Origin of the sequence: Leisingera sp., from assembly GCF_034669605.1 — a bacterium.
GTDB lineage: Bacteria > Pseudomonadota > Alphaproteobacteria > Rhodobacterales > Rhodobacteraceae > Leisingera.
In genome coordinates, this window is the sequence record NZ_JAXMOX010000060.1 from 1 (window position 1) to 23,481 (window position 23,481).

Below are 23,481 nucleotides of genomic sequence, written 5' to 3' on the forward strand. Positions count from 1 at the left end.
ATCCATGTGCGCGGCAGCCCCGCGGGCAGCAGCCGCTCCAGCACCGGAACAAGGCATTGGCGCAGGGCAAAACCGTCCCGGGCAAGCAGGCGGAGCACCAGAAGATCCGGTCCAAGCAAGGAGGCGCCTGCGGTCTGCGGCAGCATCCGGCGCAGCGGAGCAAGCTGCACTTCGGCCTCCGGCGCCACCAGCACAAGAGAGGCCATGGCGCCGGCGCCGCCCGCAACTGCGCGCCGCTGCAGCATTGCGGCGGCATCTCCGGCAAGGGCCGTGGCATCAAGGTAGATAGGACTGCCGCCGCGCCGGATTTCGATCCGGTCGCGGACTGCCGCATGCGTCAGCGTTTCACCCATTGCGGCGCGGCCGAAGATAAACGGCTCAACCAGCAGAAACTGCGCGCCAGGTTCCAGCTCGGCAATCAGGCGGCGGTGCAGGGCGCAGCCGTTGAACAGAATGGTCTCCTGCGGCAGCCAGTTCAGCCTGGCGCCGGCCTTGGCGCAGAGCCGGGTTTCGACCCGGGCGGTCTGGCCCGGCAGCGCCCTGTAGATGCGTTCCGCCGCCTGGGTGGTAACCGTCAAGCCGGCATCCGCGAGGGCGGTGGCTGAAAGCCGGAAATCATCTCCGCCGGTGATGCCGCCAGCAGTATTGACCGCAATCGCCTCGACATCCGGACGGCCCTTCGGAAACAGCAGTTTCAGAGCTCCGAGCTGATGCAGTGTTTTCAGCCTCGAACACCCGTCCGGCACATGCACGGTAACTTCTGCCCTGGCAATCGCGCGGGGCAGATCCGGGCATTTTCTTATGGCTGACTGCGCGGTGATGCTCGCCTCCCGGGAAATTTGCAGTTTCATTGGGATGGCAGATCCGGGAATTTGCCAGTGTCCGGCCGGGATCCGCAGCTGCGGCGGGCAGGCCTGCCTGAAAATTGGCTGGCCGCATCAAGATGTGCCTGCCATTTGGGCGGTAATGAGACTGCGCCGACTGGCTTGCTGCAGCAGCACCATGGAACACCAATTTTGCACGGATGCAGGGCAAATCGACGTGCACAGTGTTTCTGGCGCCAGATGCCCGGCGAACCGGGGCACACGCCCGGGGGCTGCGCAAAACGCCAGTCCTTCCTGAACCAGGTCAGCCGATGTGAATTCGGCTTTGAACAAGTGACCTGGCCGGGCAAACCACTGCCCGGCCACGCCCTGTTGGACTTCTTTTTCGGCTGCACAGGATGGAAGGAAGTATCCGGCGCAGCCTGTGTGTGGCCCTGCTATGCCGCGCTGCGGCGCCCGCCGTGAAGGTTTTTTGTGCCGCGAGCAAAGGAATCTGCCCGTTCGCCGACGTTTAAACAGTTTTCCGGTTCATGTGCCGAACAATTGGGCGCTGCAGCTATGCTTTGCTGCAGCACTTGGCCTGCCAGCGGTCCGCAACGTGTTTCAGTGCCCCCCCGCAGAGCCGGACGCCGGCGCCTGGTCTGCCCGCCATTGCCCAGGGACCTGTCCAGGGATGGCAGAACGGCCGGTTAAACAATCAGCGCGGACTGAAGTTCTACAGGTCATCAGCAGCCTCCCGTGCCAGCTGCCTGATGTTTGTCCGGGGAATGCCGAGATCGGTAAGGCTGCGGTCAGACAGCGCCGAAAGTTCGAAAACGGTTTGCTCATAGCTCTTGCGGCGGCCCAGTATTTTTCTGATACCGCCGCTTTCTTGCCTGAAATGCGTGAGAACGCTGAAAAAACCGCCGCCGTGCCCATTAAACGCGTTGTGTCCTGCCATGGCTATTCCTCACCCCTTGCTGCAGTGCAGAATTAATGCTGCACTGCCAAAGTAACCCGCCCTGCAGGCGCTAACAATTTTGCAAATGCGCAAAAGGGCTATAATGGATTGGAACAGGGAGTTCGTGTCAGATGGACATTTCCTCCCAAATGCTGCTCTTCGTGAAAGTCGTGGAGCAAGGGAGCATTTCTGCAGCATCCCGCGAAATTGGCCAGTCGCCGTCAGCAGTCAGCAGGCAGGTGGCGCAGCTGGAGGATCAGGTGCGCTATCGCCTGCTCAACCGCACCCGAAGCGGTGTCTCTCCGACACCTGAAGGCCGCGAGCTTTATTTGAAGTGCAAAGAGCTGGCCGTAAAATTTGCGGAGGCGGAGGACTATATCCAAAGCCTTGACGGCCTGCCTCGCGGCAAGTTGAGCATTGTTTCGAGTGTCACGTTCGGTAAGTCTCAGCTGATACCCGTGTTGCCGAAGTTTCTGGCTGATAACCCGGACATTCAGGTATCACTGGAGGTGACTGACCGCGATATTGATTTCGTCGCCGAAGGCTTTGATGTCGCCATATGCCTGGCCGAACAGCGTAGGCAGCCTGACATCGTTGTCCGCACCCTGATGCAAAGCCGGCGCATTCTCTGCGCCGCACCTGCATATCTGGAACGCGCAGGACATCCGGAAAACTTTGAAGACCTGGCGCAGCATAACTGTCTCGGGATCGCCGGGAACAAAGAACGAAATGAATGGATCAGAGGGGAAGGCGTCAGCGGCAGAGGCGTTGAGGCGGTCGGTAACTTCGAAGGCAACAGCACCGACGTGGTCTATCGTGCCACGCTGGCTGGGCTCGGGATCGCACGGCTGCCCTGTTATCTTGTCACAGCGAAATTAAGTTCCGGAGAGCTGATCCGAGTGTTGCCGGAGTATTCTCAGAGGAACGCAGAAATCGCAGTCCTGTTTGCCGACCGGCGCAACCTCGCACCGAAAATTCGTGCATTTATCGATTTCCTCACGGGTCAGTTTCGAAATGGTGCCGGAGCCGCCTCTGATGCTGTGAGCGCCCGCCACGACAGCATCGATGTGCCGATAAGCAGCCTTAACTGACTGGTTCAGGTTGATTTTTCGTGCTTCATTGGCCTGTGATTTCCATCTGGATGATGATTTCAGGGGACGGCAGCCAGCTTGATGGTATCCCAGGGCGCAAAGCGCAGAAAGCGGCGGTTGGGCCGTTATCACGCGACGTCAGTATTTCCTGCGTTTTCGGCATTGATCCTCGAAAAACCGACGCAGCTTTCCCAAACCTCCGCATTCCCTTCGGCCATGCAGCGGATAGGTCTGGGCGGTGCGGCAGGCCGTCGTAATGCGAGCGCGCGCAGCAAGGTGTTGGCGCTTCGTCCAAGGGCTCAAAGCCGCCAATCGCCTCTCTCCCCAAAAAAACGGCCCGCCAATTGGCGGGCCGTTCTCGTTCCTCAATGCCGTCCGGATCAGCCGGAGATCAGACCCATGCTTTCCAGCTTCAGCAGAACCTGGTGGGCGCAGTTGTCGACGTCGACGTTTTCAGTCTCAACCGACAGTTCGGGGTTCTGCGGCACGTCGTAGGGGTCGGAAATGCCGGTGAACTCCTTGATCTTGCCTTCGCGGGCCAGCTTGTACAGGCCCTTGCGGTCGCGGCGTTCGCATTCCTCGATCGTGGTGGCAACATGCACTTCGACAAAGGCGCCGAAGGCTTCGACGTCCTCGCGCACCGCACGGCGGGTGGTGGCATAAGGCGCGATCGGGGCGCAGATCGCGATGCCGCCGTTCTTGGTGATCTCGGAGGCCACATAGCCGATGCGGCGGATGTTGAGGTCGCGGTGCTCTTTCGAGAAGCCCAGCTCGCTCGACAGGTTTTTCCGCACAATGTCGCCATCCAGCAGGGTGACCGGGCGGCCGCCCATTTCCATCAGCTTGACCATCAGCGCGTTGGCAATGGTGGATTTGCCGGAGCCGGAGAAGCCGGTGAAGAACACGGTGAAACCCTGCTTGGAGCGCGGCGGCTTGGTGCGGCGCAGTTCCTTGACCACCTCGGGGAAAGAGAACCATTCCGGGATTTCCAGGCCTTCGGACAGGCGGCGGCGCAGCTCGGTGCCGGAGATGTTGAGGATGGTGACGTTGTCGCGGTCGGCGATCTCGTCGTTGGGCTCGTACTGGGCGCGCTCCTGCACATAGACCATATGCTTGAAGTCGACCATTTCGCAGCCGATTTCGGACTGGTTGGCACGGAACAGCTCCTGCGCGTCATAGGGGCCGTAGAAGTCTTCGCCTGCCGAGTTTTTGCCGGGGCCGGCGTGGTCGCGGCCGACGATGAAATGAGTGCAGCCGTGGTTGGCGCGGATCAGGCCGTGCCAGACAGCTTCGCGCGGGCCGGCCATGCGCATCGCCAGGTTCAGCAGCGACATCGAGGTGGTGGCGGCCGGGTATTTGTCCAGCACCGCCTCGTAGCAGCGCACCCGGGTGAAGTGGTCGACGTCGCCGGGTTTGGTCATGCCGACAACCGGGTGGATCAGCAGGTTGGCCTGGGCCTCCTTGGCGGCGCGGAAGGTCAGTTCCTGGTGGGCGCGGTGCAGCGGGTTGCGGGTCTGGAATGCAACCACTTTGCGCCAGCCCAGCTTGCGGAAATAGGCGCGCAGCTCGTTCGGGGTGTCGCGGCGGCCGCGGAAGTCATAATGCACGGGCTGCTGAATGCCGGTGACCGGACCGCCGAGGTAGATCTTGCCGGCCTGGTTGTGCAGGTAGTTGACGGCCGGGTGCGCGTCGTCGTCGGCACCGAACACCTTTTCCGCCTCAACCGATTTGTTCGGCTCCCAGCGGTCGGTGACGGTCATGGTGCCCAGGATCACGCCTTCCTGGTCGCGCAGGGCGATGTCCTGGCCGATTTCGATGCTGCCGGCAAAGTCTTCGGACACATCCAGGGTGACCGGCATCGGCCACAGGGAGCCGTCGGCCAGGCGCATGTTCTCGACGACACCATTATAGTCGTCTTCCGACAGGAAGCCTTTCAGCGGGTTGAAGCCGCCATTCATCAGCAGTTCCAGGTCGCAGATCTGGCGCGGGGACAGATCCCAGCTGGTCAGGCCGGCTGCTTCGACCTTCAGTTTCTGCGCGCTTTCGTAGGAAACATAGAGCTCTGGGATGGGAGCCAGGTTGCTTTGCATGGGATGAGTCCTGTGCTTTAGAGGGGGCAGGCCGCTTGCCGCGCCTGTGAGTTCCGCGTGCAGCGCGTTGTATTCTGCGAGCTTGCGGGCGAGGAATTTATCGGTGAGACGCACTTTTTCCGCCGCTCCCCGGGTGGTCAGGGAATAGGCGAACCGCTGGCGTTTATCAGGGCCGGGGCGGTTGCTGATGGTGATCAGGCCGGTTTCCGCGGCGCTGCGCAGTTGCGTGTTCAGCCCGCCCAGCGAAATCCCCAGCGCCGCAGCCGTGGCCCGCTGCGATGCATCCGGCGCCGCATCAAGCTGGCGCAGGAGCCGGAAGAGCAGGTCTTCCTCGTCAGGGGTGGATATGGTCACGGTTTCAGGCACGGCTCAACGGATCAAAGTGTGTTCACGCGTGAACGCATTGCATGGTTCCGCCGCAAAGCAAAGCGCAATTTCCTTAGGACCGGCGATTTTCTGCTGCGTTGCCGTGCTGCAACGGGGCAGGCCGGGCGGCAGATTGTCCGCCCTCTGGCTGCGGGCGCGGACAGCCGGCGGCGGCCGGGCTGCGGCGGCCGAACAGGCGTTCTGCACAGCCGCGGGGCGGCTTAACGCTGTTCCGCGGCCAGGGTCCGCGGCAGGGCGGCCGCATAGGCGACAGGCAGGGCCCGCAGCGGTCCGGCAACGCCGCGCAGCTGGAAGGTTTGCAGCGCCAGATGGCCGGATTCGTATCCGGCGGCGTCCAGCACCCGGGCCGAGATCAGCAGTTCAACGCCCAGGTCCTTGGTCTTGGCCTCAAGCCGGCTGGCGGTGTTGACGCTGCCGCCGATGATGGTGCGCGGGGCATGGCCGGCGCTGCCGATCTCACCCAGGACCAGCTCGCCCAGATGGATGCCGATGCCGATGCGGATCTCCGGTTCGCCGTCCGCCGCCAGCCGGGCGTTGAAATCCTGCAGCGCCTGGCCGATGGCGGTTGCCGCGTCCAGCGCCGCCTGGGCCGAGCGGGCGGGGGAGCGGGCCTCGAACAAGGCCAGCAGGCCGTCGCCAAGGTATTTGTCCACGGTGCCGCCGGCGCCGGTGACGGCGGGCACGATGGCGTCAAAGAAGCGGTTCAGCAGGAACACCACGTCATAGGGCAGCTGGCCGGCGGTGCGGGCGGTAAAGCCGCGCATGTCGAGGAACAGGACGGCCAGCTGCTGCTCGCTGCCCTGGCTGGCATGGGCGCGGCCGGGGCGGCCATCGGGGCGGAACATGCGGGTGACGGTCAGCGGTGCCTGGGGGCGGATCTGGCAGGCCAGCCGCATGCTGGCGGGGGCCTTGACCCGTTCCAGGCTGCGGGCTTCGGGCGGGGCGGGCGGCGGCAGGTGTTCGCCGCCTATGTCGACCACCACCCGGCAGGTGGTGCAGCGCCCCTTGCCGCCGCAGAGCGAGGTGTGCTGGACCCCGTGGGCCTGGGACATCTCCAGCAGGGTCATGCCGCGTTCGGCGCGGATTTCAGGGCCGAAGGCATAGCGGATCCGCACGGCCCGGCGGCGGCGCAGCAGCCGGGCCAGCAGATGCGCCGCCGCGGTCAGCCCCAGGAGGATGAGGAAAGCGGCGAACCATCCGCTGTCGGCCCGGTGCAGTTCGGCAAATTCCTCGCGGCCGGGCCATTTGAACCCCGCCATCAATTCGGCGCGCCGGCTGCCTTCGACGAACAGATCATAGATCCGGCGGCCTTCGGTCAGCAGACCGGCCAGGGCAAAGCCGGGGATGAAGGCGGCCAGCCCCGCCATCCAGGGGATCAGAGGCCGCCACCAGCGGGTCAGCCGCAGCCAGTAGTGCAGGCCGATGCAGCCGTGGATCCACACCGCCAGCAGCAGCGCGCTTTGCTGCCAGACCTCGGGAGAGGCCCACATCAGCACGATCTGATAGGGGTATTCGTCGTTGACGCCGTAGGTTTCGTGCGCATAGCGGGTGAACACCAGATGGCTGAGCAGCTGCAGCGGGATCAGCAGGCCAAGCAGGGTTTGCACCGCCTCGCCAAAGCGCATCCGCAAGCTGCGGCGGCGGGCCAGGTTCCACAATGCGAGGCCGGCGTGCAGGATCAGCGAGGCATAGAGGACCAGGCTGCCAAGAAGGCTGCGGGTGATCAGCTGGCGGATGTCCTGGAAGTGATCCATCCATCCGGGCGACAATAGCCCCAGGCCGATGTTTATGAAATGGAAGAAGACATAGGTCAGCAGCACCAGCCCGGTGATGATCCGGGTGCGGCTGATCCAATTGCCCTGCCAGAGCGCGCTTGCCACCCTGGTCCTCCTGTTGCGCGGTTTCCGGGGTGCAGACTGGGGCGGGCGGGCGCGGCGGTCAAGCCAGCCCGGCGTTCACCCCAGGGGAAGGTCTGCCAGCAGGCGGCTTTCCTTTTGTTTCAAAACCCTGCGGGCGGCGGGGAAGGCGCTGCCGCCGGGGTGCGCGAGATCGGGGAACAGCGTCAGGATCTCCTGCCGGGCGGCGGCGCTGCCGCTGTCCAGAAGCTGCCCGCCGGGCTGGAAGCTTTCGCTCCAGAGGCCGTTGGAGAGCACCGCCTGATGGCGCTCGAACAGCAGATGCACATAGGCGGTCCGGGCCACCGGCTGCCGGTCAACGCCGGGATGCGCCTGCAGATGGGCGGCGGCGGCGAACACCTCCGGCTCCGCGAACAGCATCTGGCAGGCGGCGCCTTTCAGCAGCAGCCGGTGCTGCGGCGAGACCCAAAGATCCCGGGCCGGCTGGCCGGGGCCAAAGGCATCGGCGGCAACCCGCACCGGCTGCAGATGCGGGCAGGCCTGCAACCAGTCAGGCCCGATCCGGCGGATGCCGACCCAGAGAACCGGCTGAAAGCCGTTGTCGCGGGTCAGCACCCGGTCGCCGGGGCGCAGCCGTTCCACCGGGCGCAGCCCCTGATCGGTGCAGATCGCGGTGCCGGTCACGAAACAGGGCACAAAACTGTCGTATTCGGAGCTGCCGGTATTGCTGCCGGAGGTTTTCTTGTACCGCGCACCGTCTTTCAGCGGGGTGTCGGTGGCAAAGCCCCAGACATCCTGGGTGATGCCGTTCTGGGAAAACACGGTGATGGTGATGACCGGGCCGAACGGATTGCCGCCGGCGTCAAGCTCTTGCACGTAGTGGTGCGATTCGGCCTCGACCGGGGTGCCGCTGGCGACCATGGAGCCGCCATCGACGATGGTATGGCCGCCTGACTGGTCATCCTCCATCCTGTCAGCGTCGCCTGCGGTGTCGTCCACGGTGATCCGCTCGGCAGCGTAGCTGGAATCATAAGTGAAAACCGTCCCGGCCGGGGTGTCCGAATTGTTGATGATCGAACTGCCCGCAGTCATATGGGGGGAGGCGGCAGCGACGGTGAATGCGTCCGCATTGAATGCGTTTAAAGTTCGTATCGCCATTTAAGCCCCCCGGCAGAACAATCTGAAGTGCAGTCGTTTTCCCGATGGTTTTGCGGTGTTTTCTCTAACGCCGGGTTAAGGCGGAGCTGAAATCCGGATGAATGTTTTTCCGGCGCCCGTTTGGCGGTGTGCAGCCGCATGGCCGGCGCCGTTAAAGTCAGGTATTCCAGAGGCTTGACGGCGCCCTTGATGCCTGCGGCGGCCCGGCGCTATGACTCTGGCAGGCGCGTCCGATGGCTGCGCGGGGGCGGCTGTTCTGACGGTTGCCGGGCCAAGGGTAACAAAACCGGACCGGCAGGATTGAGCCCTGGAGGGGCTCAGCCCTCCAGCCCCCAGCCGTCCGGCGCGAATCCGTGGGCGAGGGCGGTGCGGGTGGCCACTTCCTCGCCGATCCAGATGCCGGTGGCGGAGATGATCTGCTCTGGCAGCGTGGCCGCCAGACAGGGGATGCCGTCCTCCGCCTGCTCGGCGCTCAGGTAGCTGCAGCTGTAGCCTTCGCGGCTCAGCGCTTCGGCCAGGGCGCGCCAGTCGGCGCCGTCGCGGGCGGGGACGAAGAAGTAATCCACGTCCGCCGCCTCCGGCAGGCCGTGTTCGGCCTGCAGATCGTTGAATGCCGCAACGGTTCCGGCCCGCTGGGTTTCGAAATCATGCGGCATCCGGGGTCAGTCCTGTTCGGCCAGGAAACGTTCGGCGTCCAGTGCTGCCATGCAGCCCATGCCGGCCGAGGTCACCGCCTGGCGGTATTTGTGGTCGGTGAGGTCGCCGGCCGCATAGATGCCGGGAATCGAGGTTTCGGTCGAGCCGGGTTTGACCTGGACATAGCCGCCGTTGTGCAGCTCCAGCACGTCCTTCACCAGCTCATTGGCGGGGGCATGGCCGATGGCGACAAAAACACCCTTGCAGGGGATTTCCTTCAGCTCGCCGGTCTGCACGTTCTTGACCACGACGCCCTCAACCCCCAGCGGGTTTTCGGTGCCCACGACCTCTTCCAGGGTGTGGAACCACAGGGTTTCGATCTTGTCGTTTTTCATCAGGCGGTCGATCAGGATCTTCTCGGCGCGCAGCTCGTCGCGGCGGTGTATCAGGGTCACCTTGGAGGCGAAGTTGGTGAGGAACAGCGCCTCTTCCACGGCGGTGTTGCCGCCGCCGATCACCACGATTTCCTGGCCGCGGTAGAAGAAGCCGTCGCAGGTGGCGCAGGCGGAGACGCCGAAGCCCTTGAACTTCTCTTCCGACGGCAGGCCCAGCCATTTGGCGCGCGCGCCGGTCGCCAGAATCACCGCGTCGGCGGTGAAGGTGGTGCCGCTGTCGGCCTTGGCGGTAAACGGGCGGGCGGAGGTGTCGAGCGAGGTGATGTAGTCGCCGATCACCTCGCAGCCCATCGCCTCGGCGTGCTCCTGCATCTTGATCATCAGGTCGGGGCCCTGCACCTCGGTGAAGCCGGGATAGTTTTCAACCTCGGTGGTGGTGGTCAGCTGGCCGCCGGGTTCGATCCCCTGAACCAGGACCGGTTCCAGCATCGCACGGGCGGCATAGACCCCCGCGGTATAGCCTGCAGGCCCGGAGCCGATGATCAGAACCTTGGTGTGGCGCGTCTCGCTCATGTGTGTTCCCCACGTTATGCAGCCTGGCGGGCGTGCCGCCGTCAGGCAATGCATATAGCGGCAGGGTCCGCGGGCTTAAACCCCCAAGGCTTGGCATGCGGCAGGATGCAAATCCGCCGGGGCTGCGCGCAGCGCGGCCTGCGCCAGCGGAACGCAAAGAATATTGCGCAGCGATGAAACATTATTGCGCGGCCCGGCGGCAGTGTTATAAGAAACGCAAATTCCACAGGAGCTTTGAACATGGTCACAACCCGCCTTGATCCGATCGATCGCAAGATTTTGTCGGAGCTTCAAGCAGATGGGCGGATGACGAATGTGGAGCTGGCCAAGCGGGTCGGCATTTCGGCGCCGCCCTGTCTGCGCCGGGTGCGGGCGCTGGAGGAGGCCGGTTTGATCCACGGCTACCACGCCGATGTGAATTCCCGCGAGCTGGGATTCGAGGTGCAGGTCTTTGCGATGGTGGGGCTGGAAAGCCAGGCCGAGGTGGAGCTGAGCGCGTTCGAGGAAAAATGCCGCAGCTGGCCGCTGGTGCGCGAGTGCCACATGCTGAACGGCGAGGTGGATTTCATCCTGAAATGCGTCTCGCCGGATCTGAGCACATTCCAAAGTTTCCTGACCGGTGATCTGCTGACCACGCCGAATGTGGCCAGCGTCAAAACCTCGCTGGTGATCCGCGGCGCCAAGGATGAGCCGGGGGTGCCGTTCGAAGTGCTGGAAGAGCGGCTGGCGCGCGAGGCGTAAGCTGCAAGCAGCCAGCGGTCTGACAGGCAAAAGCCGGGCAGGGATATGCCCGGCTTTGCTGTGTCCGGTGCTGCCGCCGGCCGCCTGCCGGCTTACAGAACAGCGCCGCCAGGTTTTTTGCCGGCGGCCCTGGGATAGGCCAGCGGGCCGAAATCCCGGATGCTGTCGGCATGGGCAAACATGTTCAGAAACAAGGTCTTGATCGCATAGCTTGCCAGTTTCAGCGCATCCGGCCCCGGGTGGTAGGTTTCAAACTCCAGCCCGCCGACGTTGATTGCGGCGTGGCGCGGCAGGCAGAGGTGGTACATGTCCACCGGCGCCGGCGGGGCGGTTTCAAAGATGCTCATGCCGTCCTGGAATTCCGCAACCGGGGTCAGCAGCGGGCTGCTGTCCGCGCGCTGCAGATGCGGCGGGGCGCGCAGCAGCCGGGCGGCGGGGCCGGCAACAAGGCTGGAGGCGGGTTTCTGCAAGCCAAGGCTGTCGGCCATGAAGCTGGTCAGCCGGTGGCTGCGGCCGCGGCTGCCGGGCTGCGCGGGCAGCAGGCTGGTGCGGCCGATCCAGATCAGCGGCTGGCTGCCGCCGCCGCGGGTCAGGATGTCATCGCCGGGCAGCAGGTCCTCGACGGCAACCGGGCCGCTGGCGGTGTCCACCAGGGAGCCGCGGGAAAAGGCGCAAAACGCCTCCTCGAACAGCGGCAGGGCAGGCGCGATGTGGCGGGTTTCGGTAATTGCCCCGCTGGGCAGCAGGCTGCTGACCTCATAGCGCCGCAGCTGCGGCTTGGTTGCGCTGCGCTGGGCTGCCGGATCCTGCAGGAACGCGTTGGCTTCAATGGCATTTGCTGCAGCTGTCTGCAGCGAGTGGGCGATGGTCATAACAGCCACCTTTCCTTTCAAACTGCCCGTTTGCATCGGCCCCCACCGGCAACACAGACGTGCTTGAACGATATCTATGCGCACCAAATGGCGGCAATTAATTCAAATTGTCAAAAATTATGAAGCAAATTGGTTAACACCCGGCCGGGCCTGGCAGCGCTGCGGGCGGGTCCCGGCGGCAGGCCGGAACGGATGCAAGACGGTTCGGCTAAGGACGCGTCACGCGGCCGCCGGCCTCCGATCAGACCGGTTGGGTGCCCCGGCGGCGGCTGGCCGGGCTGGCGCGCTTGCGCCAGGGGAAGCCGCCGCCAGGGCACCCGTCCCCGGCGTTAACCCAGTTTCTGCTTCGCGGTCTGGCCGTCTCGGCGGCGCGCGGCTGCCCAAGGCAGGGTGACGGTCTCGCTTTTGGCGGAGCGGATGATGGAGGCAATGAAACGCTTGTTCATCTTCATGGTGGTCTGTCCTTCGCCCGGCAGCTGCCCCTTGTGCAAAGGGGGCTGCTGTTTGTGTTGTTCTGACCTGTTTATGGGTAACATTTGCGCCGCGAATATGGCCGGCTGAGGGCATTTTTACCCTGGTGCCGCAGCATCGCCCGGAAAGGGTATGCCCGGCGATGCTCAGGTTAAGTGGTTGTTTTGAATTGGGTAGTTATTATCGGAGGGCGGGGCGCCGCGGCGGAGGGCAGGGAATGCGGCGGAATTTGATGAAATTCGCCACAATTGCCCGGATTAACGGCCGGTTAAAGCCGGATGCAGGAGATCAGGCGGCCGTAGTCGGCCTCTTTCGCGTGGGTCGCGCGGCGGTAGGAGTAGAATTTCTCAGGCTCGGAATAGGTGCAGTAACGGGTCCATTCCGCCGCCCCTGCTCCGGCCTGGCGCAGCTTGTGCAGGCCCAGGCCCGGCAGGTCGAACAGGTAGCGGCCGTCCTGGCCGTTGGCAAAGAAGCGGGCGTAGCCGTCGTCCTGCATCACGAAATCTTCAAAGAACTCCGGGCCGACCTCATAGGCGCGCTGCGAGATTGCGGGGCCGATCACCGCCGCCGTGTCCTCGCGCCGGGCGCCGAGCCCCTCCATCGCGTCGAGAGTTGCCTCCAGCACCCCGTCCAGCGTGCCGCGCCAGCCCGCATGGGCAGCGCCGATGACGCCGGCTTGGGGGTCGCAGAACAGCACCGGCTGGCAGTCAGCGGTCAGAATGGACAGCGCCAGCCCCGGCACATTGGTGACCATGGCATCGGCGCGGGGGCGTTCCTGCGAGGGGGCGGTGACAACCTGCACATCGGCGCTGTGGACCTGGTGCACGGCGATCAGATTCTCGGCGGGCACGTCCATGGCCGCGGCCGCGCGGGCGCGGTTGATCTGCACCGCCTCGCGCTGATCGGTGGAGCCGAGGCCGCAGTTCAGCCCGCGGTAGATGCCCGAGGAGGCGCCGCCGCGGCGGGTGAAAAAGCCGTGCCGCACCGGGCCAAGCAGATCGGACGGGAGAATTTCAAGCGTCATGGGTTCAATCCTGGCGGAGAGGCGGCCGTCGAGGGATAGAGGCCGAGTATTTTGAATAGGTTTCCCATTTCATCCGGGTGCGTCAACCGCCGATGTGCGGCGATCAGGCTTTCCAGCGGTTCCCCCTGCAGCGGTGCGGCCAGGGCACGGGCGCGGTCGGTGATGCCGAGACGCTCCAGAAACACCCCTTGGGGGGTGAGGCGGGTAAAGGCGCAACCATTTGATTTTGCAGACATTGCCAGCGCCTCAAAGTCCACATGGGCGGTCAGGTCGGCCTCGCCGGGGGCCTGCAGCGGATCGGCAGGTTGATGCGCACGCAAAGCTTGCAAGGTATCGCCAAGCGCGCGCCAGTCGCCGTAGTCCGCGATCAGCGCGGCGCCGCCATGGGTTGCGATTCGGCTGGCGATGGCCTGGATGACGGGGGCGGCGGCGTCGCAGATCTCGACCAGATCGCCCTCCTGGGTGTCTTGCAGCCGGTGGTCCAAGGCGGGCTGCGGCGCCGCCGGGCTGAGACCGAAGGCGAGGGTGCCGCCGGTGAGGCCGATGCGTTTTTCGCTCCACTGATCGCCGCTGCGGATGAATTGGCGGACCGGCAGGGCGTCGAAAAACTCGTTTGCCACCAGCAGCAGCGGCTGATCGGGCAGGGCCTCTGCCGTGTCCAGCCATTCAGGGGCGTATGCGTGCAGCGTCCCGGCTTGGGTGCGGCGCAGTTTCGGAGAGGCCTCGATCAGGCACAGCTGCATCGCCGCGTGGAAGCCGGGCACGCCGCGGGTGGCGCGCAACAGATCCGCCATCAGGGTGCCGCGGCCCGGTCCCAGTTCGGCCAGGGTGAAAGGGGCGGGGGCGCCCTGGTCAAGCCAGCATTGGGCCAGGGCCAGGCCGATCAGCTCGCCATACATCTGGCTGATTTCCGGCGCGGTGGTGAAATCGCCCTGGGCGCCCAGCGGATCGCGGGTGGTGTAATAGCCGAACTGCGGGTGCAGCAGGCACTCGCGCATGTAATCCGCTACGGAGACCGGGCCGTCCGCCCGGATGCGGGCCGTCAGATGGTGCAGCAGGCTCATGCCGGGCGCCGGGCGGTATGGCGGGCGCGGAGCAGGAAATAGAGGCCGATGGCGATCATCGGCAACGACAGCGCCTGACCCTGGGTGAGGCCGAAGCCGTCCATATGCCAGGCCAGCCCCAGCGGGTTGCCGGGGGTGACGAACTGCGCGTCCGGCTGGCGGAAAAACTCGACGATGAACCGGGCCAGCCCGTAGCCCGCCAGGAACACGCCCAGCAGGCGGCCGGGGGTGTGGAAGGCGCTGCGGCGCCAGGCCAGATACAGGAGCAGGGCGCCGAGGATCAGCCCCTCCATCAATGCTTCATACAGCTGCGAGGGGTGGCGGGCGCAGAGGTCCCCGAGCGCCTGGCCGCAGTCCTGTGCGGCAGGGCCGGGGAAGGCGACGCCCCAGGGCAGGTCTGTGGGGCGGCCCCAAAGCTCGGCATTGATGAAATTCGCCAGCCGCCCCAGCAGCAGCCCCGGCGCCACAGTATGGGCGACCAGATCGGCAATCTGCAGTTTCGGGATGCGGTGGCGCGCGGCATAGATCAGCGTCGCCAGAACCACTCCGATCAACCCGCCGTGAAAGGCCATGCCGCCCTGCCAGATCTTCAGGATCTCGGCCGGGTGCGCCAGATAATAGGCGGGCTGGTAAAACAGCACAAAGCCCAGGCGCCCGCCCAGAATCACGCCGAGGATAATCCAGGTCAGCAGATCCTCGACCTGTTCGGGCTTCATCGGCGGCTGCTGCGCGGGCCACAGCGCGGGGCGGCGCAGCGCCGCCGCCGCCAGCCGCCAGGCAATGATGATGCCGGCGATATAGGCCAGCGCATACCAGCGCAGCGCAAATTCGAACGTGCCGAGGGAGATCGAGAAAATCTCGGGCGAGAGGTCGGGGAAGTGGATCATGGCCTGCATGGGCGTCTGAATGCCTCTGGTCTTTGGGGGAAGTCAACGGCTTGCAGCCGCGCGCCCGCTTCCCCATATAGGAGTCAGCCCCGAGACGGAGAAGAACATGCAGACCCGCAACAAGATCTTGGACGATATTTCCCAGCTGATGACCAATGCGATGGGCGTGGCCCAGGGCGCCAAGGACGAGGCGGACACCGCGCTGAAAAGCATGATCGACCGCTGGCTGGCCGACCGTGATTTCGTCACCCGCGAGGAGTTCGACGCGGTGCGCGCGATGGCGCAGAAGGCGCGCGAGGAGAATGAGGCGCTGAAAGCGCGGCTGGACGCGCTGGAGGCGGCGCAGAAGTAACCGGGCCGCCGCGCCTGCTGACAGAGCCTGCTGCGGCGTGATGCTGCGGCGGGCTTTTTTGCGCCTTGGCGGCGCTTTGCATGGCTGCCTTGCAGAACAGGGGATGGAAACACGTCGCTTTCCGCCCGCCTGGTCGAAAACCGCACAGCGCTGATCCCGCCATTCTGTACATGCTGCCGCTGCTGCAACAGAAGGATGGTGGCATGGTGTCTGTCTATTCAGTGCCCAGTGGGTTCAGCGCGCTGGAATGCGCGGAGATTTCCAGGAAAGTGAAAGCCGAACCGGACAGCGAGGCGCGGCTGGTGGGCCAGACCCGCGATCACAACCTGCGCCGCGCCAGCGTGGTGTGGCTGGATGATGTGCCAGGGACCGGCTGGGTGATGGAGCGGCTGATCTCGCTGGTGCGGCGGGCCAACCGGGAGCTGTTCAATTTCGATCTGCGCGAGTTTGCCGAAAGCCCCCAGGCCGCCGGCTACAAGGCCGAGGACGGCGGCCATTTCGCCTGGCATTCGGACATCGGCGACGGGCCGGTGGCGGGCAAGCGCAAGCTGACCCTGATGGTGCAGCTGAGCAAGCCCGGCGCCTATGACGGCGGCGATCTGGAGGTGATGCCCGGTGCCCATGTGGTGGCCGCCAGCCGGGCGCAGGGCAGCGTCACGGTGTTTCCCAGCTTTCTGCTGCATCAGGTCACCCCGGTAACCCGCGGCACGCGCCAGTCGCTGACCGTCTGGGCGCACGGGCCGGCGTTCCGGTAGCTTCCGGCGGCGCCGCGGCCGGACGGCGGCGGCGGTCCGGCCCCCTGTGCCACCGGTCCGGCGGCGCGGCGCAATATCTGGGGCCGGCGGCCGGTTCGGGCTTTACCAGCCGGGCAGAGTGGGGCAGGGTCACACAGCCGGCATCTAGGGGGCTGTGGATAGTTCATCCACAAGTTATTGCAGATATCCCCAAAATAAAGGTTGCCAGATCCTCAATTCAGCCCCACCATATCTTGTATGGGAGCGGGGTTACGCCCCCGGCCCGTAGCAAAATAATCTAGCTATAGGGGTCTCTGTGCCCGGTAGGCTAGGCAACGAGAGAGGTGGCGACATGGCACTATCCGAGCTTCACTTGGAAGAAGACATCCACCCCATCGATATCGTCGAGCATTTGGCGTCGCATCATGATTGGGACTTTGACCGGGTTGGCGATGATCAGATCGCCATGTCGGTGGAAGGGCAGTGGCGCACCTATTCGCTGACGCTGGCCTGGTCGGGCTATGAGGAATGCCTGCGGCTGGTCTGCAGCTTTGAGATGGAGCCGCCGGAGGCGGAGCTGCCGCGGCTGTATGAGCTGATCAACAGCATGAACGACCAGTGCTGGGAGGGCTCCTTTACCTATTGGGCGGATCACAAGCTGATGCTGTTCCGGTATGGTCTGATGCTGTCCGGCGGCCAGATGGCCAGCCCGCAGCAGATCGATGCGATGCTGAAGGCCGCGGTGGCCAATGCCGAGCGCTACTACCCGGCGATCCAGCTGGCGGTCTGGGGCAAGCGCAGCACCCAGGACGCAATGCAGGTCGCCATTGCAGAGGCCTACGGGCGGGCGTAAACCTTGCCCTGAACCTGACAATTTAGGGGAGGGGCTTAAGATGGATATGCAAGAGATTTCCGCGCGCGGACTGGTGCTGCTGGGCTGCGGCAAGATGGGATCGGCGATGCTGGCCGGCTGGCTGGAGGGCGGATTGCCCGCCGCCTCGGTCTGGGTGATTGATCCGCATCCGTCGGACTGGCTGCAGGGCACAGGCGTCCATATCAACACAGACCTGCCCGCGGCGCCGGGCATCGTGCTGATCGCGGTGAAGCCGCAGATGATGGGCGCCGCATTGCCCGCGCTGCAAAGCTACGGCAACGGATCGACCCTGTTCATCTCGGTTGCGGCGGGCACCTCGATCGCCACCTTTGAGGATGTTCTGGGCGCGCAGTCGCCGATCGTGCGGGCGATGCCGAACACCCCCGCTGCCGTCGGGCGCGGGATTACCGCGATGATCGGCAATAGCCGCACCAGCGGCGCCGATCTGGACCGTGCCGAGGGGCTGTTGCAGGCCGTCGGGCAGACCGTGCGGCTGGACAACGAGGACCAGATGGATGCCGTCACCGGCGTCAGCGGTTCCGGCCCCGCCTATGTGTTCCATCTGATCGAGACGCTGGCCACTGCCGGCCAGGCGCAGGGCCTGCCGGCGGAACTGGCAATGAAGCTTGCCAAGGCAACTGTTGCCGGTGCCGGTGCGCTGGCAGAAGCAGCGGACGAAAGCCCCAGCCAGCTGCGCATCAATGTGACCAGTCCCAACGGCACCACGCAAGCCGCGCTTGAGGTGCTGATGGACGGCGACGATGGTTTTCCGGTGCTTTTGAACCGCGCTGTGGCGGCGGCAACCAACCGCTCCAAGGAGCTGTCGCGTGGCTGAGATCAATTTTGACGACTTTATGAAAGTCGACATCCGGGTCGGCGAAATTGTGCGCGCGGAGCCCTATCCCGAGGCGCGCAAGCCGGCAATCAAGCTCTGGGTCGATTTTGGCGCTGAAATCGGCGTAAAAAAGAGCTCAGCGCAGATTACGGCGCATTACATGCCGGAAACGCTGGTGGGCAAGCAGGTTCTGGCCGTCGTAAACTTCCCGCCGCGGCAGATCGGCAAGTTCATGTCAGAGATCCTGGTGCTGGGCCTGCCGGATGAGGATGGAGAAATATTCCTGGCCGGGCCTGATGGACAGGTCCCGCTGGGCGGGAGGATGCACTGAGATGAAGATCTGGATTGCGCGGCCGATGACGGCAGCGGTTACGGCACGGGCGCGGGAGGCGTTTGCCGACCTGGAAATCCGTGAGACCAACGCGGTGATGAGCGAGGCGGAGATGCTGCGCGCGCTCAACGAGTTCGACATTGTGGTGCCGACGCTGGGCGACAAGTTTTCAGCCGAGATCTTTGCCAAGGCGGGCACACCGCGCTGCAAGCTCTTGGCCAACTTCGGGGTCGGCTACAACCATATCGATGTGGAGGCCGCGCGGGCGGCAGGCGTCGAAGTGACCAACACGCCGGGCGCGGTGACCGATGCCACTGCCGATATCGCGATGACGCTGATCCTGATGTCGGCACGCCGCGCCTCGGAAGGCGAGCGGATGCTGCGCAAGGGCGACTGGGCGGGCTGGCACCCGACTCAGATGCTGGGGCTGCACGCCACCGGCAAGCGGGTCGGCATTGCCGGCATGGGCCGGATCGGCCAGGCGATTGCGCGGCGCTGCCACTATGGCTTTGGCATGGATGTGTCTTATGTGGCGCGGTCGCCCAAGGATCTGGATTTCCCGGCGGACCGGGCCGACAGCCTGATTGATCTGGCCGGGCAGGTGGATTTCCTGGTGGTGGCGGTGCCGGGCGGCGCCGAGACGACCCATCTGATCAACGCCGATGTGCTGGGCGCGATGCAGTCCCATGCGCATCTGATCAACATCGCCCGCGGTGAAGTGGTGGAAGAGGCGGCGCTGATCGAGGCGCTGCAGACCCGCCGGATCGGCGGTGCGGGGCTGGATGTTTATGAGTTCGAGCCCAAGGTGCCGCAGGCGCTGATCGATCTGGATAACGCCACCCTGCTGCCGCATCTGGGCACCGCCACCGAGGAGGTGCGCAGCGATATGGGCCATATGGCGCTGGACAACGTCGCAGCCTATCTGGCCGGAGAGGCGCTGCCCAACCGGGTCTGAGCCGCATCCAGGTCTGAGCCCGGCCGGGCTCAGACGTCCTTGGGCTTGTCGTTCCGGTCGTCCCAGGCCGGATCGTCCCGCTTGATCTTGCGGGTCAGAAAGGCGCCTGCCGGCCAGGCGGCCAGGGCGGCGATTGCAACGCAGACGGCGATGGACTGCCAAGAGTAGTAGCCAAGGGTGAACGCGGCGATGATCAGCGTGCCTGCGATGCAGGCGCCTGCCAGGCTGGCCATGTGAAAGCGCAGCTTGCCTGCCAGCGGGTCCCGAACGGTCATGACGGCCTCCTTTGGAAGTTGTGCCAAAGAGCATAGCACATTTTCCGGCGGCCGCTTATTCCGCCGCTTTGCCGGTCCGGAGATCGCCTGCCGCCTCGCGCCAGTGGCGGCGGCAGAGCGAGACATAGGTCTCATTGCCGCCGATCTGCACCTGGTCGCCCTCGGTCAGCACCCGGCCCTGATCGTCCTGGCGGACCACCATGGTGGCCTTTTTGCCGCAATGGCAGATGGTGCGCACCTCGCGCATTTCATCCGCCAGCGCCAGCAGGGTGGCGGAACCGGGGAACAGATTGCCCTGGAAATCCACCCGCAGCCCGTAGGCCAGCACCGGCACCCGCAGGTCATCGACAACGCGGGCCAGCTGCCAGACCTGATCGGGCGACAGGAACTGCGCCTCGTCGACAAAGATCGCCGCCACCGGGCCGCGGCGCAGCCGTTGTTCGATGCGGGCATAAAGGTCGTCGCCCGCGGCAAACATGTCCGCCGCTTCGCCGATGCCGATCCGCGAAGCGATTCTGCCCTCGCCGGCGCGGTCATCCAGCCGGGCGGTCAGCAGGTAGGTGTCCATGCGGTTTTCGCGGTAGTTATGCGAGGCCTGCAACAGAACCGTCGATTTGCCCGCGTTCATGGTGGAGTAGTTGAAATAGAGCTTGGCCATGGGGGCGGGGTTTATCTGCCCCGGCCTGCGGGGAAAACCGGATTCGTGCGGGTTTTGCAGCGAACAGGAAGGCTGTGGCGGGAAGGCTCTCCGGGGCAGGCATGGCCGGGGAGGAACAAGCCCCGATAGTACCAAACCAAAAGCCCCGGAGAGCCAAAGTGCCGGGCAGACCAATTACCCGAACCGCAGAACGTCACTCACCCGCTCGGCATTGCACTGAACAAAAGATGCCAATTGCATCATCCCACTCACTAAATCCCCGAAAACCAGAGGGATGGATAAGGTATCGCAATTCCTCTACAACTTAGACATGGGAAAATAACCGGTTCGTTCCCCCATGGGGGCGGCGGTCAAGCCAGGTAGGAAGTATATGGCTGAAATCGGGACGTATCTGAAAAAACACACCGAGGCGCTGGTGAAGGATGTCGGCATCGAAGCCGCCTGCCAGATCACGGGGAAATCCAAGGCGACGCTGGGGCGCTATTATTCGGACAATGCCGAGCATACGGACCGGTTCATGCCGGTTGATGCGGTGGCCAAGCTGGAAAGCGCTGCGTCCTATCCGCATGTGACTTCGGCGCTGGCGGAGCTGAAGAATATCACCCTGTCCTACAACGGCAACGGCCCTGCCGCGGAGACCGGGCGCAGCGGCGGGGTCAATGCGGATGTGATTGCGCTGAGCCAGCGGTTTGCCCAGCTGATGAGCGAATACCAGGAAGCGATGGAGGATGGCATCATCACCGTGAACGAGGCCAAGCGGCTGTTGCGGGAAACGGTGCTGTTGCAGCAGGTTCTGCTGGATATGAAGCTGCATCTGGAGGAAGACAGTGCCTGTGACCGGTGACGGCGACAGCCTGCCCGCCATTGCGGAAAGCGAACTGCATCCGATCGATGTGGAGGCGCTGGCGGCGCCGGATGACCCGCGCCATGCGCCGCGTATTCTGCTGCTTTATGGCTCGCTGCGCGACGTGAGCTATTCCCGCAAGGCGGCTGAGGAGGCGGCGCGGGTGCTGCGCAGCCTGGGCTGCGAGACGCGGATTTTCGACCCGTCCGGCCTGCCGCTGCCGGATGATGCGGGCGCGGCGGAGCATCCCAAAGTGGCTGAGCTGCGCGATCTGGCGGTCTGGTCCGAGGGCATGGTCTGGTCCAGCCCGGAACGCCATGGCGCGATGACCGGCATCATGAAGCTGCAGATCGACTGGCTGCCGTTGTCGCTGCAGGGCGGCATCCGCACCACCCAGGGCAAGACGCTGGCGGTGATGCAGGTCTCGGGCGGCTCGCAAAGCTTCAATGCGGTCAACCAGATGCGGATCCTGGGCCGCTGGATGCGGATGCTGACCATCCCGAACCAAAGCTCGATCCCCAAGGCCTGGCTGGAGTTCGGGGAGGGAGAGCGCCTGCCGGAAGGCCCGTTCTACCGCCGTCTGGTGGATGTGATGGAAGAGCTGGTGAAATTCACCTGGCTGGTGCGCGGCCGCAAGGACTATTTGACCGACCGCTATTCGGAGCGGGTGGAGAGCGCCGGGGAGGTGCATCAGCGGGTGTCGCAGACGTAGCCCGCAGGCAGTCCCTTTATTCAGGCATAGCTGAGCCCTGGCGCCGCTGCCGGGGCTTTTTGATTCAGATCAGCGGAATCAAGGGCACGTCGCAGGCAGCCAGGGCCAGAAGGGCGGTGAGAAACAGCGTCAGGCGCATTTAAAGGCTCCGGTGTCAGCAATCGGGTCTGGCCAGTTTGCAGTGGAACAGAGGCCGCTGCAAGCCTCCGGCGGCACAGGCATTGCGGCTGTCCGGATCGGCCTTTCCCGCATTGGGTGTGCTGTGCAGTTAAGGAATTGGGCGGCCTTTCCCCCGGTATTTAGGCATTTGTTAAGGCTCATTTCCGCCGCAATTGGTCCGTGAAGTTACCGCCCGGGCCGCAAATCACGCGGAAACAGGGGAAATCCTGAACTTTTTTCCTAACGAAACCCAGCGGATTTTCCATTGTTTTTAAAGGTATTTTTCTAAAATTGCGGGCGTCTGTTAAGTAAATAAGGGGTTTCAGGACCCCGGCCCCGGCACAGAGCCCCGGCGTTAACGATTTGTTAATCCTGTCGCATTCTGCCCATGTTTCTGCCCGCGCGGCACCGCAGCAAGCCGCATTCCAGCCCCAGGGCTCACCGACGATGGCGGTGTGGGAACATGGAGTGGGTTATGAGACGATTTCTGGGAATTGCCGCCGCGGTTTTAATGGGTTTCAGCACTGGAGAGGCTGCGGCCGGGCAACCGGCGCCGGTGCAATCTGTGCCGGGATGGGAGGCGGTGGGCCGCCTGAATATCGGCGGCAAAGCCATGTGCACGGCCAGCCTGATCGCACCGGATATGGTGCTGACGGCGGCCCATTGCATGTATGACACCCGCAACGGCCAGGCGGTCAATCCGCGCAGCATCAAATTTGAAGCCGGCCTCAACGGCTTCCGGGCCAAGGCGTCGCGCACGGTGGCCAAGGCGGTTGTTCACCCCGGCTACCGCCACGGCCGGACCGGCCAGTTTCAAACCGTCACAGACATTGCTGTGCTGCGCCTGGCCAGCCCGATCAGCCCTGATGTGATCCGTCCGCTGGCCCTGGCCGCAACCCCGGAGCGCGGCGCGCGGGTGGATGTGATGTCATATTCCCGCAGCCATGAAAGATCGCCCAGGCTGCAGACCGCATGCCAGGTGCTGGTGGCGCGGCAGAACTCCTTGATCACCACCTGCAGGGTCGATCTCGGGGCGTCCGGATCGCCGGTGCTGCAGACACGTCCGGGCCGCGCGCCGCGGCTGGTGTCGGTGATCTCGTCGAAAGCGCGGATGGGCGGCAAAGGCGTATCGCTGGCCGCCCCGCTGGGCCACACACTGCAAACGCTGATCCGGCAGGCGGGGTGACCACGGGAGCCGCGCAACAGCCCCAGCGCCCGGCGGGCGGCATCACCTGAAACAGCCCCGTTCGGTTCCGGGGCTGTTTCCATGTGCGGCAGGCTAGCCGCCGGCCTCGGGCGCCCCGCTACCGGCCAGTTTGGCTAGGATGCATTGATAGATTTCGGCCACGGCTGCGGATTGCGGCGGACAAGGAAAAGCCCCGGGCGTTGCCGGGGCTTTTGTGAGCACAGCCGTCAGAATACGAGGCTGCAAAGGCTGTGCTGAAGAGAGCCGGCGCCGGGCGTCAGCCCTGCAAGCTCTTCACCTCGACATCCCCTTCGGCCTGGGCCTTGATCGCCCGTGCAGCCGCATTGGCGCCGGCCGCGGTGGTGAAATAGGGGATCTTGTCATAAAGCGCGACAGAGCGCATTTCCTTGCTGTCCTCGACCGCCTGGGCGCCTTCGGTGGTGTTCATCAGCAGCTGGACGCCGCCGTCCTTCAGCATGTCCACCACATGCGGACGGCCCTCATAGACCTTGTTCACCAGCTCGCAGGCCACGCCCTGACCTTCCAGCCAGATCTGG

At 64.5% G+C, this 23,481-nt stretch carries 26 protein-coding genes; 11 read left to right on the plus strand and 15 right to left on the minus strand.

Going from position 1 to position 23,481, the window contains the following annotated elements:
* Together VOI29_RS09590 and VOI29_RS09595 are read right to left on the minus strand one after the other, a co-directional pair.
* Positions 1-851 (minus strand): urease accessory protein UreD (locus VOI29_RS09590; protein WP_323778189.1); only part of this gene is annotated, 851 nt, incomplete at its 3' end.
* A gap of 688 nt (positions 852-1,539) precedes the next feature.
* Positions 1,540-1,764, minus strand: a complete 225-nt coding sequence (locus tag VOI29_RS09595; RefSeq protein WP_323778191.1) for a DUF1127 domain-containing protein — start codon at positions 1,762-1,764, stop codon at positions 1,540-1,542.
* 131 nt (positions 1,765-1,895) lie between these two features.
* Between VOI29_RS09595 and VOI29_RS09600 the strand changes: the two genes are divergently transcribed.
* Positions 1,896-2,855: a LysR family transcriptional regulator gene (locus tag VOI29_RS09600; protein ID WP_323778193.1), complete on the plus strand. Its 960-nt coding sequence runs from the start codon at positions 1,896-1,898 to the stop codon at positions 2,853-2,855.
* A 380-nt stretch (positions 2,856-3,235) separates the two neighbouring features.
* Here VOI29_RS09600 and VOI29_RS09605 read toward each other — a convergent pair whose 3' ends face one another.
* From VOI29_RS09605 to trxB, 5 genes are all read right to left on the minus strand, one after another.
* On the minus strand, positions 3,236-5,299 hold the full coding sequence (locus VOI29_RS09605) for a bifunctional sulfate adenylyltransferase/adenylylsulfate kinase (protein ID WP_416361510.1): 2,064 nt from the start codon (positions 5,297-5,299) through the stop codon (positions 3,236-3,238).
* 233 nt (positions 5,300-5,532) lie between these two features.
* A complete protein-coding gene (locus VOI29_RS09610; RefSeq protein WP_323778197.1) occupies positions 5,533-7,212 on the minus strand; it encodes an adenylate/guanylate cyclase domain-containing protein in 1,680 nt (559 codons plus the stop codon).
* A 75-nt stretch (positions 7,213-7,287) separates the two neighbouring features.
* Positions 7,288-8,346 carry a Hint domain-containing protein gene (locus tag VOI29_RS09615; protein WP_323778199.1) on the minus strand — a complete coding sequence of 353 codons (1,059 nt, stop codon included), beginning with the start codon at positions 8,344-8,346 and terminating at the stop codon, positions 7,288-7,290.
* A gap of 317 nt (positions 8,347-8,663) precedes the next feature.
* On the minus strand, positions 8,664-9,002 hold the full coding sequence (locus tag VOI29_RS09620; RefSeq protein ID WP_323778201.1) for a ribonuclease E inhibitor RraB: 339 nt from the start codon (positions 9,000-9,002) through the stop codon (positions 8,664-8,666).
* A gap of 6 nt (positions 9,003-9,008) precedes the next feature.
* Positions 9,009-9,950: a thioredoxin-disulfide reductase gene (trxB, locus tag VOI29_RS09625; RefSeq protein ID WP_323778203.1), complete on the minus strand. Its 942-nt coding sequence runs from the start codon at positions 9,948-9,950 to the stop codon at positions 9,009-9,011.
* A 240-nt stretch (positions 9,951-10,190) separates the two neighbouring features.
* On the opposite strand from trxB, the gene VOI29_RS09630 reads away from it, so the two are divergent.
* Positions 10,191-10,691, plus strand: a complete 501-nt coding sequence (locus tag VOI29_RS09630) for an Lrp/AsnC family transcriptional regulator (protein WP_027258143.1) — start codon at positions 10,191-10,193, stop codon at positions 10,689-10,691.
* A gap of 92 nt (positions 10,692-10,783) precedes the next feature.
* Here VOI29_RS09630 and VOI29_RS09635 read toward each other — a convergent pair whose 3' ends face one another.
* From VOI29_RS09635 to lgt, 5 genes are all read right to left on the minus strand, one after another.
* Positions 10,784-11,563 (minus strand): Hint domain-containing protein, encoded by a 780-nt coding sequence (locus VOI29_RS09635; protein WP_323778206.1) that lies wholly within the window; start codon positions 11,561-11,563, stop codon positions 10,784-10,786.
* Positions 11,564-11,892: 329 nt separating this feature from the next.
* Positions 11,893-12,015, minus strand: a complete 123-nt coding sequence (locus tag VOI29_RS09640) for a hypothetical protein (RefSeq protein WP_024089293.1) — start codon at positions 12,013-12,015, stop codon at positions 11,893-11,895.
* Between the two features lie 287 nt (positions 12,016-12,302).
* Positions 12,303-13,058, minus strand: a complete 756-nt coding sequence (gene pgeF, locus VOI29_RS09645; RefSeq protein ID WP_323778209.1) for a peptidoglycan editing factor PgeF — start codon at positions 13,056-13,058, stop codon at positions 12,303-12,305.
* Positions 13,055-14,122, minus strand: coding sequence for a class I SAM-dependent methyltransferase (locus tag VOI29_RS09650; RefSeq protein WP_323778210.1), 1,068 nt, complete (start codon positions 14,120-14,122; stop codon positions 13,055-13,057). Before VOI29_RS09650 ends, pgeF begins: the two co-directional genes overlap by 4 nt.
* Positions 14,119-15,018: a prolipoprotein diacylglyceryl transferase gene (gene lgt / locus VOI29_RS09655; RefSeq protein WP_323778212.1), complete on the minus strand. Its 900-nt coding sequence runs from the start codon at positions 15,016-15,018 to the stop codon at positions 14,119-14,121. The genes VOI29_RS09650 and lgt overlap by 4 nt, the downstream gene beginning before the upstream one ends.
* Positions 15,019-15,115: 97 nt before the next feature.
* Here lgt and VOI29_RS09660 point away from each other — a divergent pair, with 97 nt between their 5' ends.
* The 6 genes from VOI29_RS09660 to VOI29_RS09685 all read left to right on the plus strand — a co-directional run bounded on the left by VOI29_RS09660 (position 15,116) and on the right by VOI29_RS09685 (position 19,090).
* A complete protein-coding gene (locus VOI29_RS09660) occupies positions 15,116-15,361 on the plus strand; it encodes an accessory factor UbiK family protein (RefSeq protein WP_019296037.1) in 246 nt (81 codons plus the stop codon).
* 203 nt (positions 15,362-15,564) lie between these two features.
* On the plus strand, positions 15,565-16,116 hold the full coding sequence (locus VOI29_RS09665) for a 2OG-Fe(II) oxygenase (RefSeq protein ID WP_323778215.1): 552 nt from the start codon (positions 15,565-15,567) through the stop codon (positions 16,114-16,116).
* Positions 16,117-16,447: 331 nt separating this feature from the next.
* Positions 16,448-16,948 carry a YbjN domain-containing protein gene (locus VOI29_RS09670; protein ID WP_129370222.1) on the plus strand — a complete coding sequence of 167 codons (501 nt, stop codon included), beginning with the start codon at positions 16,448-16,450 and terminating at the stop codon, positions 16,946-16,948.
* A 40-nt stretch (positions 16,949-16,988) separates the two neighbouring features.
* The gene (proC, locus tag VOI29_RS09675; RefSeq protein WP_323778217.1) at positions 16,989-17,804 is read left to right on the plus strand and encodes a pyrroline-5-carboxylate reductase; all 816 of its coding nucleotides are present in this window, start codon (positions 16,989-16,991) and stop codon (positions 17,802-17,804) included.
* Positions 17,797-18,135: a tRNA-binding protein gene (locus VOI29_RS09680; protein WP_323778219.1), complete on the plus strand. Its 339-nt coding sequence runs from the start codon at positions 17,797-17,799 to the stop codon at positions 18,133-18,135. The genes proC and VOI29_RS09680 overlap by 8 nt, the downstream gene beginning before the upstream one ends.
* 1 nt (position 18,136) lies before the next feature.
* The gene (locus VOI29_RS09685) at positions 18,137-19,090 is read left to right on the plus strand and encodes a D-glycerate dehydrogenase (protein WP_323778221.1); all 954 of its coding nucleotides are present in this window, start codon (positions 18,137-18,139) and stop codon (positions 19,088-19,090) included.
* Positions 19,091-19,119: 29 nt separating this feature from the next.
* Here the strand turns inward: VOI29_RS09685 and VOI29_RS09690 are convergent, their stop codons facing one another.
* Together VOI29_RS09690 and VOI29_RS09695 are read right to left on the minus strand one after the other, a co-directional pair.
* Positions 19,120-19,365 (minus strand): hypothetical protein, encoded by a 246-nt coding sequence (locus tag VOI29_RS09690; protein ID WP_323778223.1) that lies wholly within the window; start codon positions 19,363-19,365, stop codon positions 19,120-19,122.
* Positions 19,366-19,420: 55 nt separating this feature from the next.
* A complete protein-coding gene (locus VOI29_RS09695; protein ID WP_323778225.1) occupies positions 19,421-20,023 on the minus strand; it encodes a thymidine kinase in 603 nt (200 codons plus the stop codon).
* A gap of 370 nt (positions 20,024-20,393) precedes the next feature.
* Between VOI29_RS09695 and VOI29_RS09700 the strand changes: the two genes are divergently transcribed.
* The 3 genes from VOI29_RS09700 to VOI29_RS09710 all read left to right on the plus strand — a co-directional run bounded on the left by VOI29_RS09700 (position 20,394) and on the right by VOI29_RS09710 (position 22,924).
* On the plus strand, positions 20,394-20,867 hold the full coding sequence (locus tag VOI29_RS09700) for a hypothetical protein (RefSeq protein ID WP_323778227.1): 474 nt from the start codon (positions 20,394-20,396) through the stop codon (positions 20,865-20,867).
* Entirely contained in the window at positions 20,851-21,579 is a 729-nt protein-coding gene (gene arsH / locus VOI29_RS09705; RefSeq protein ID WP_323778229.1) for an arsenical resistance protein ArsH, read from the plus strand. Before VOI29_RS09700 ends, arsH begins: the two co-directional genes overlap by 17 nt.
* 634 nt (positions 21,580-22,213) lie before the next feature.
* Positions 22,214-22,924, plus strand: coding sequence for a S1 family peptidase (locus VOI29_RS09710; RefSeq protein ID WP_323778231.1), 711 nt, complete (start codon positions 22,214-22,216; stop codon positions 22,922-22,924).
* A gap of 277 nt (positions 22,925-23,201) precedes the next feature.
* On the opposite strand, the gene VOI29_RS09715 is transcribed toward VOI29_RS09710, so the two are convergent.
* The coding region (locus VOI29_RS09715; RefSeq protein WP_323778233.1) for a hypothetical protein at positions 23,202-23,481 on the minus strand (280 nt) is incomplete at its 5' end.

What these genes read in the sequence shown, in the direction of transcription:
- VOI29_RS09595 (WP_323778191.1), bottom strand. Translation starts at nt 1,764, where the DNA reads ATGGCAGGACACAACGCGTTTAATGGGCACGGCGGCGGTTTTTTCAGC.
- VOI29_RS09600 (WP_323778193.1), top strand. Translation starts at nt 1,896, where the DNA reads ATGGACATTTCCTCCCAAATGCTGCTCTTCGTGAAAGTCGTGGAGCAA.
- VOI29_RS09615 (WP_323778199.1), bottom strand. Translation starts at nt 8,346, where the DNA reads ATGGCGATACGAACTTTAAACGCATTCAATGCGGACGCATTCACCGTC.
- VOI29_RS09620 (WP_323778201.1), bottom strand. Translation starts at nt 9,002, where the DNA reads ATGCCGCATGATTTCGAAACCCAGCGGGCCGGAACCGTTGCGGCATTC.
- trxB (WP_323778203.1), bottom strand. Translation starts at nt 9,950, where the DNA reads ATGAGCGAGACGCGCCACACCAAGGTTCTGATCATCGGCTCCGGGCCT.
- VOI29_RS09630 (WP_027258143.1), top strand. Translation starts at nt 10,191, where the DNA reads ATGGTCACAACCCGCCTTGATCCGATCGATCGCAAGATTTTGTCGGAG.
- VOI29_RS09635 (WP_323778206.1), bottom strand. Translation starts at nt 11,563, where the DNA reads ATGACCATCGCCCACTCGCTGCAGACAGCTGCAGCAAATGCCATTGAA.
- VOI29_RS09640 (WP_024089293.1), bottom strand. Translation starts at nt 12,015, where the DNA reads ATGAAGATGAACAAGCGTTTCATTGCCTCCATCATCCGCTCCGCCAAA.
- pgeF (WP_323778209.1), bottom strand. Translation starts at nt 13,058, where the DNA reads ATGACGCTTGAAATTCTCCCGTCCGATCTGCTTGGCCCGGTGCGGCAC.
- VOI29_RS09650 (WP_323778210.1), bottom strand. Translation starts at nt 14,122, where the DNA reads ATGAGCCTGCTGCACCATCTGACGGCCCGCATCCGGGCGGACGGCCCG.
- lgt (WP_323778212.1), bottom strand. Translation starts at nt 15,018, where the DNA reads ATGCAGGCCATGATCCACTTCCCCGACCTCTCGCCCGAGATTTTCTCG.
- VOI29_RS09660 (WP_019296037.1), top strand. Translation starts at nt 15,116, where the DNA reads ATGCAGACCCGCAACAAGATCTTGGACGATATTTCCCAGCTGATGACC.
- VOI29_RS09665 (WP_323778215.1), top strand. Translation starts at nt 15,565, where the DNA reads ATGGTGTCTGTCTATTCAGTGCCCAGTGGGTTCAGCGCGCTGGAATGC.
- VOI29_RS09670 (WP_129370222.1), top strand. Translation starts at nt 16,448, where the DNA reads ATGGCACTATCCGAGCTTCACTTGGAAGAAGACATCCACCCCATCGAT.
- proC (WP_323778217.1), top strand. Translation starts at nt 16,989, where the DNA reads ATGGATATGCAAGAGATTTCCGCGCGCGGACTGGTGCTGCTGGGCTGC.
- VOI29_RS09685 (WP_323778221.1), top strand. Translation starts at nt 18,137, where the DNA reads ATGAAGATCTGGATTGCGCGGCCGATGACGGCAGCGGTTACGGCACGG.
- VOI29_RS09690 (WP_323778223.1), bottom strand. Translation starts at nt 19,365, where the DNA reads ATGACCGTTCGGGACCCGCTGGCAGGCAAGCTGCGCTTTCACATGGCC.
- VOI29_RS09695 (WP_323778225.1), bottom strand. Translation starts at nt 20,023, where the DNA reads ATGGCCAAGCTCTATTTCAACTACTCCACCATGAACGCGGGCAAATCG.
- VOI29_RS09700 (WP_323778227.1), top strand. Translation starts at nt 20,394, where the DNA reads ATGGCTGAAATCGGGACGTATCTGAAAAAACACACCGAGGCGCTGGTG.
- VOI29_RS09710 (WP_323778231.1), top strand. Translation starts at nt 22,214, where the DNA reads ATGAGACGATTTCTGGGAATTGCCGCCGCGGTTTTAATGGGTTTCAGC.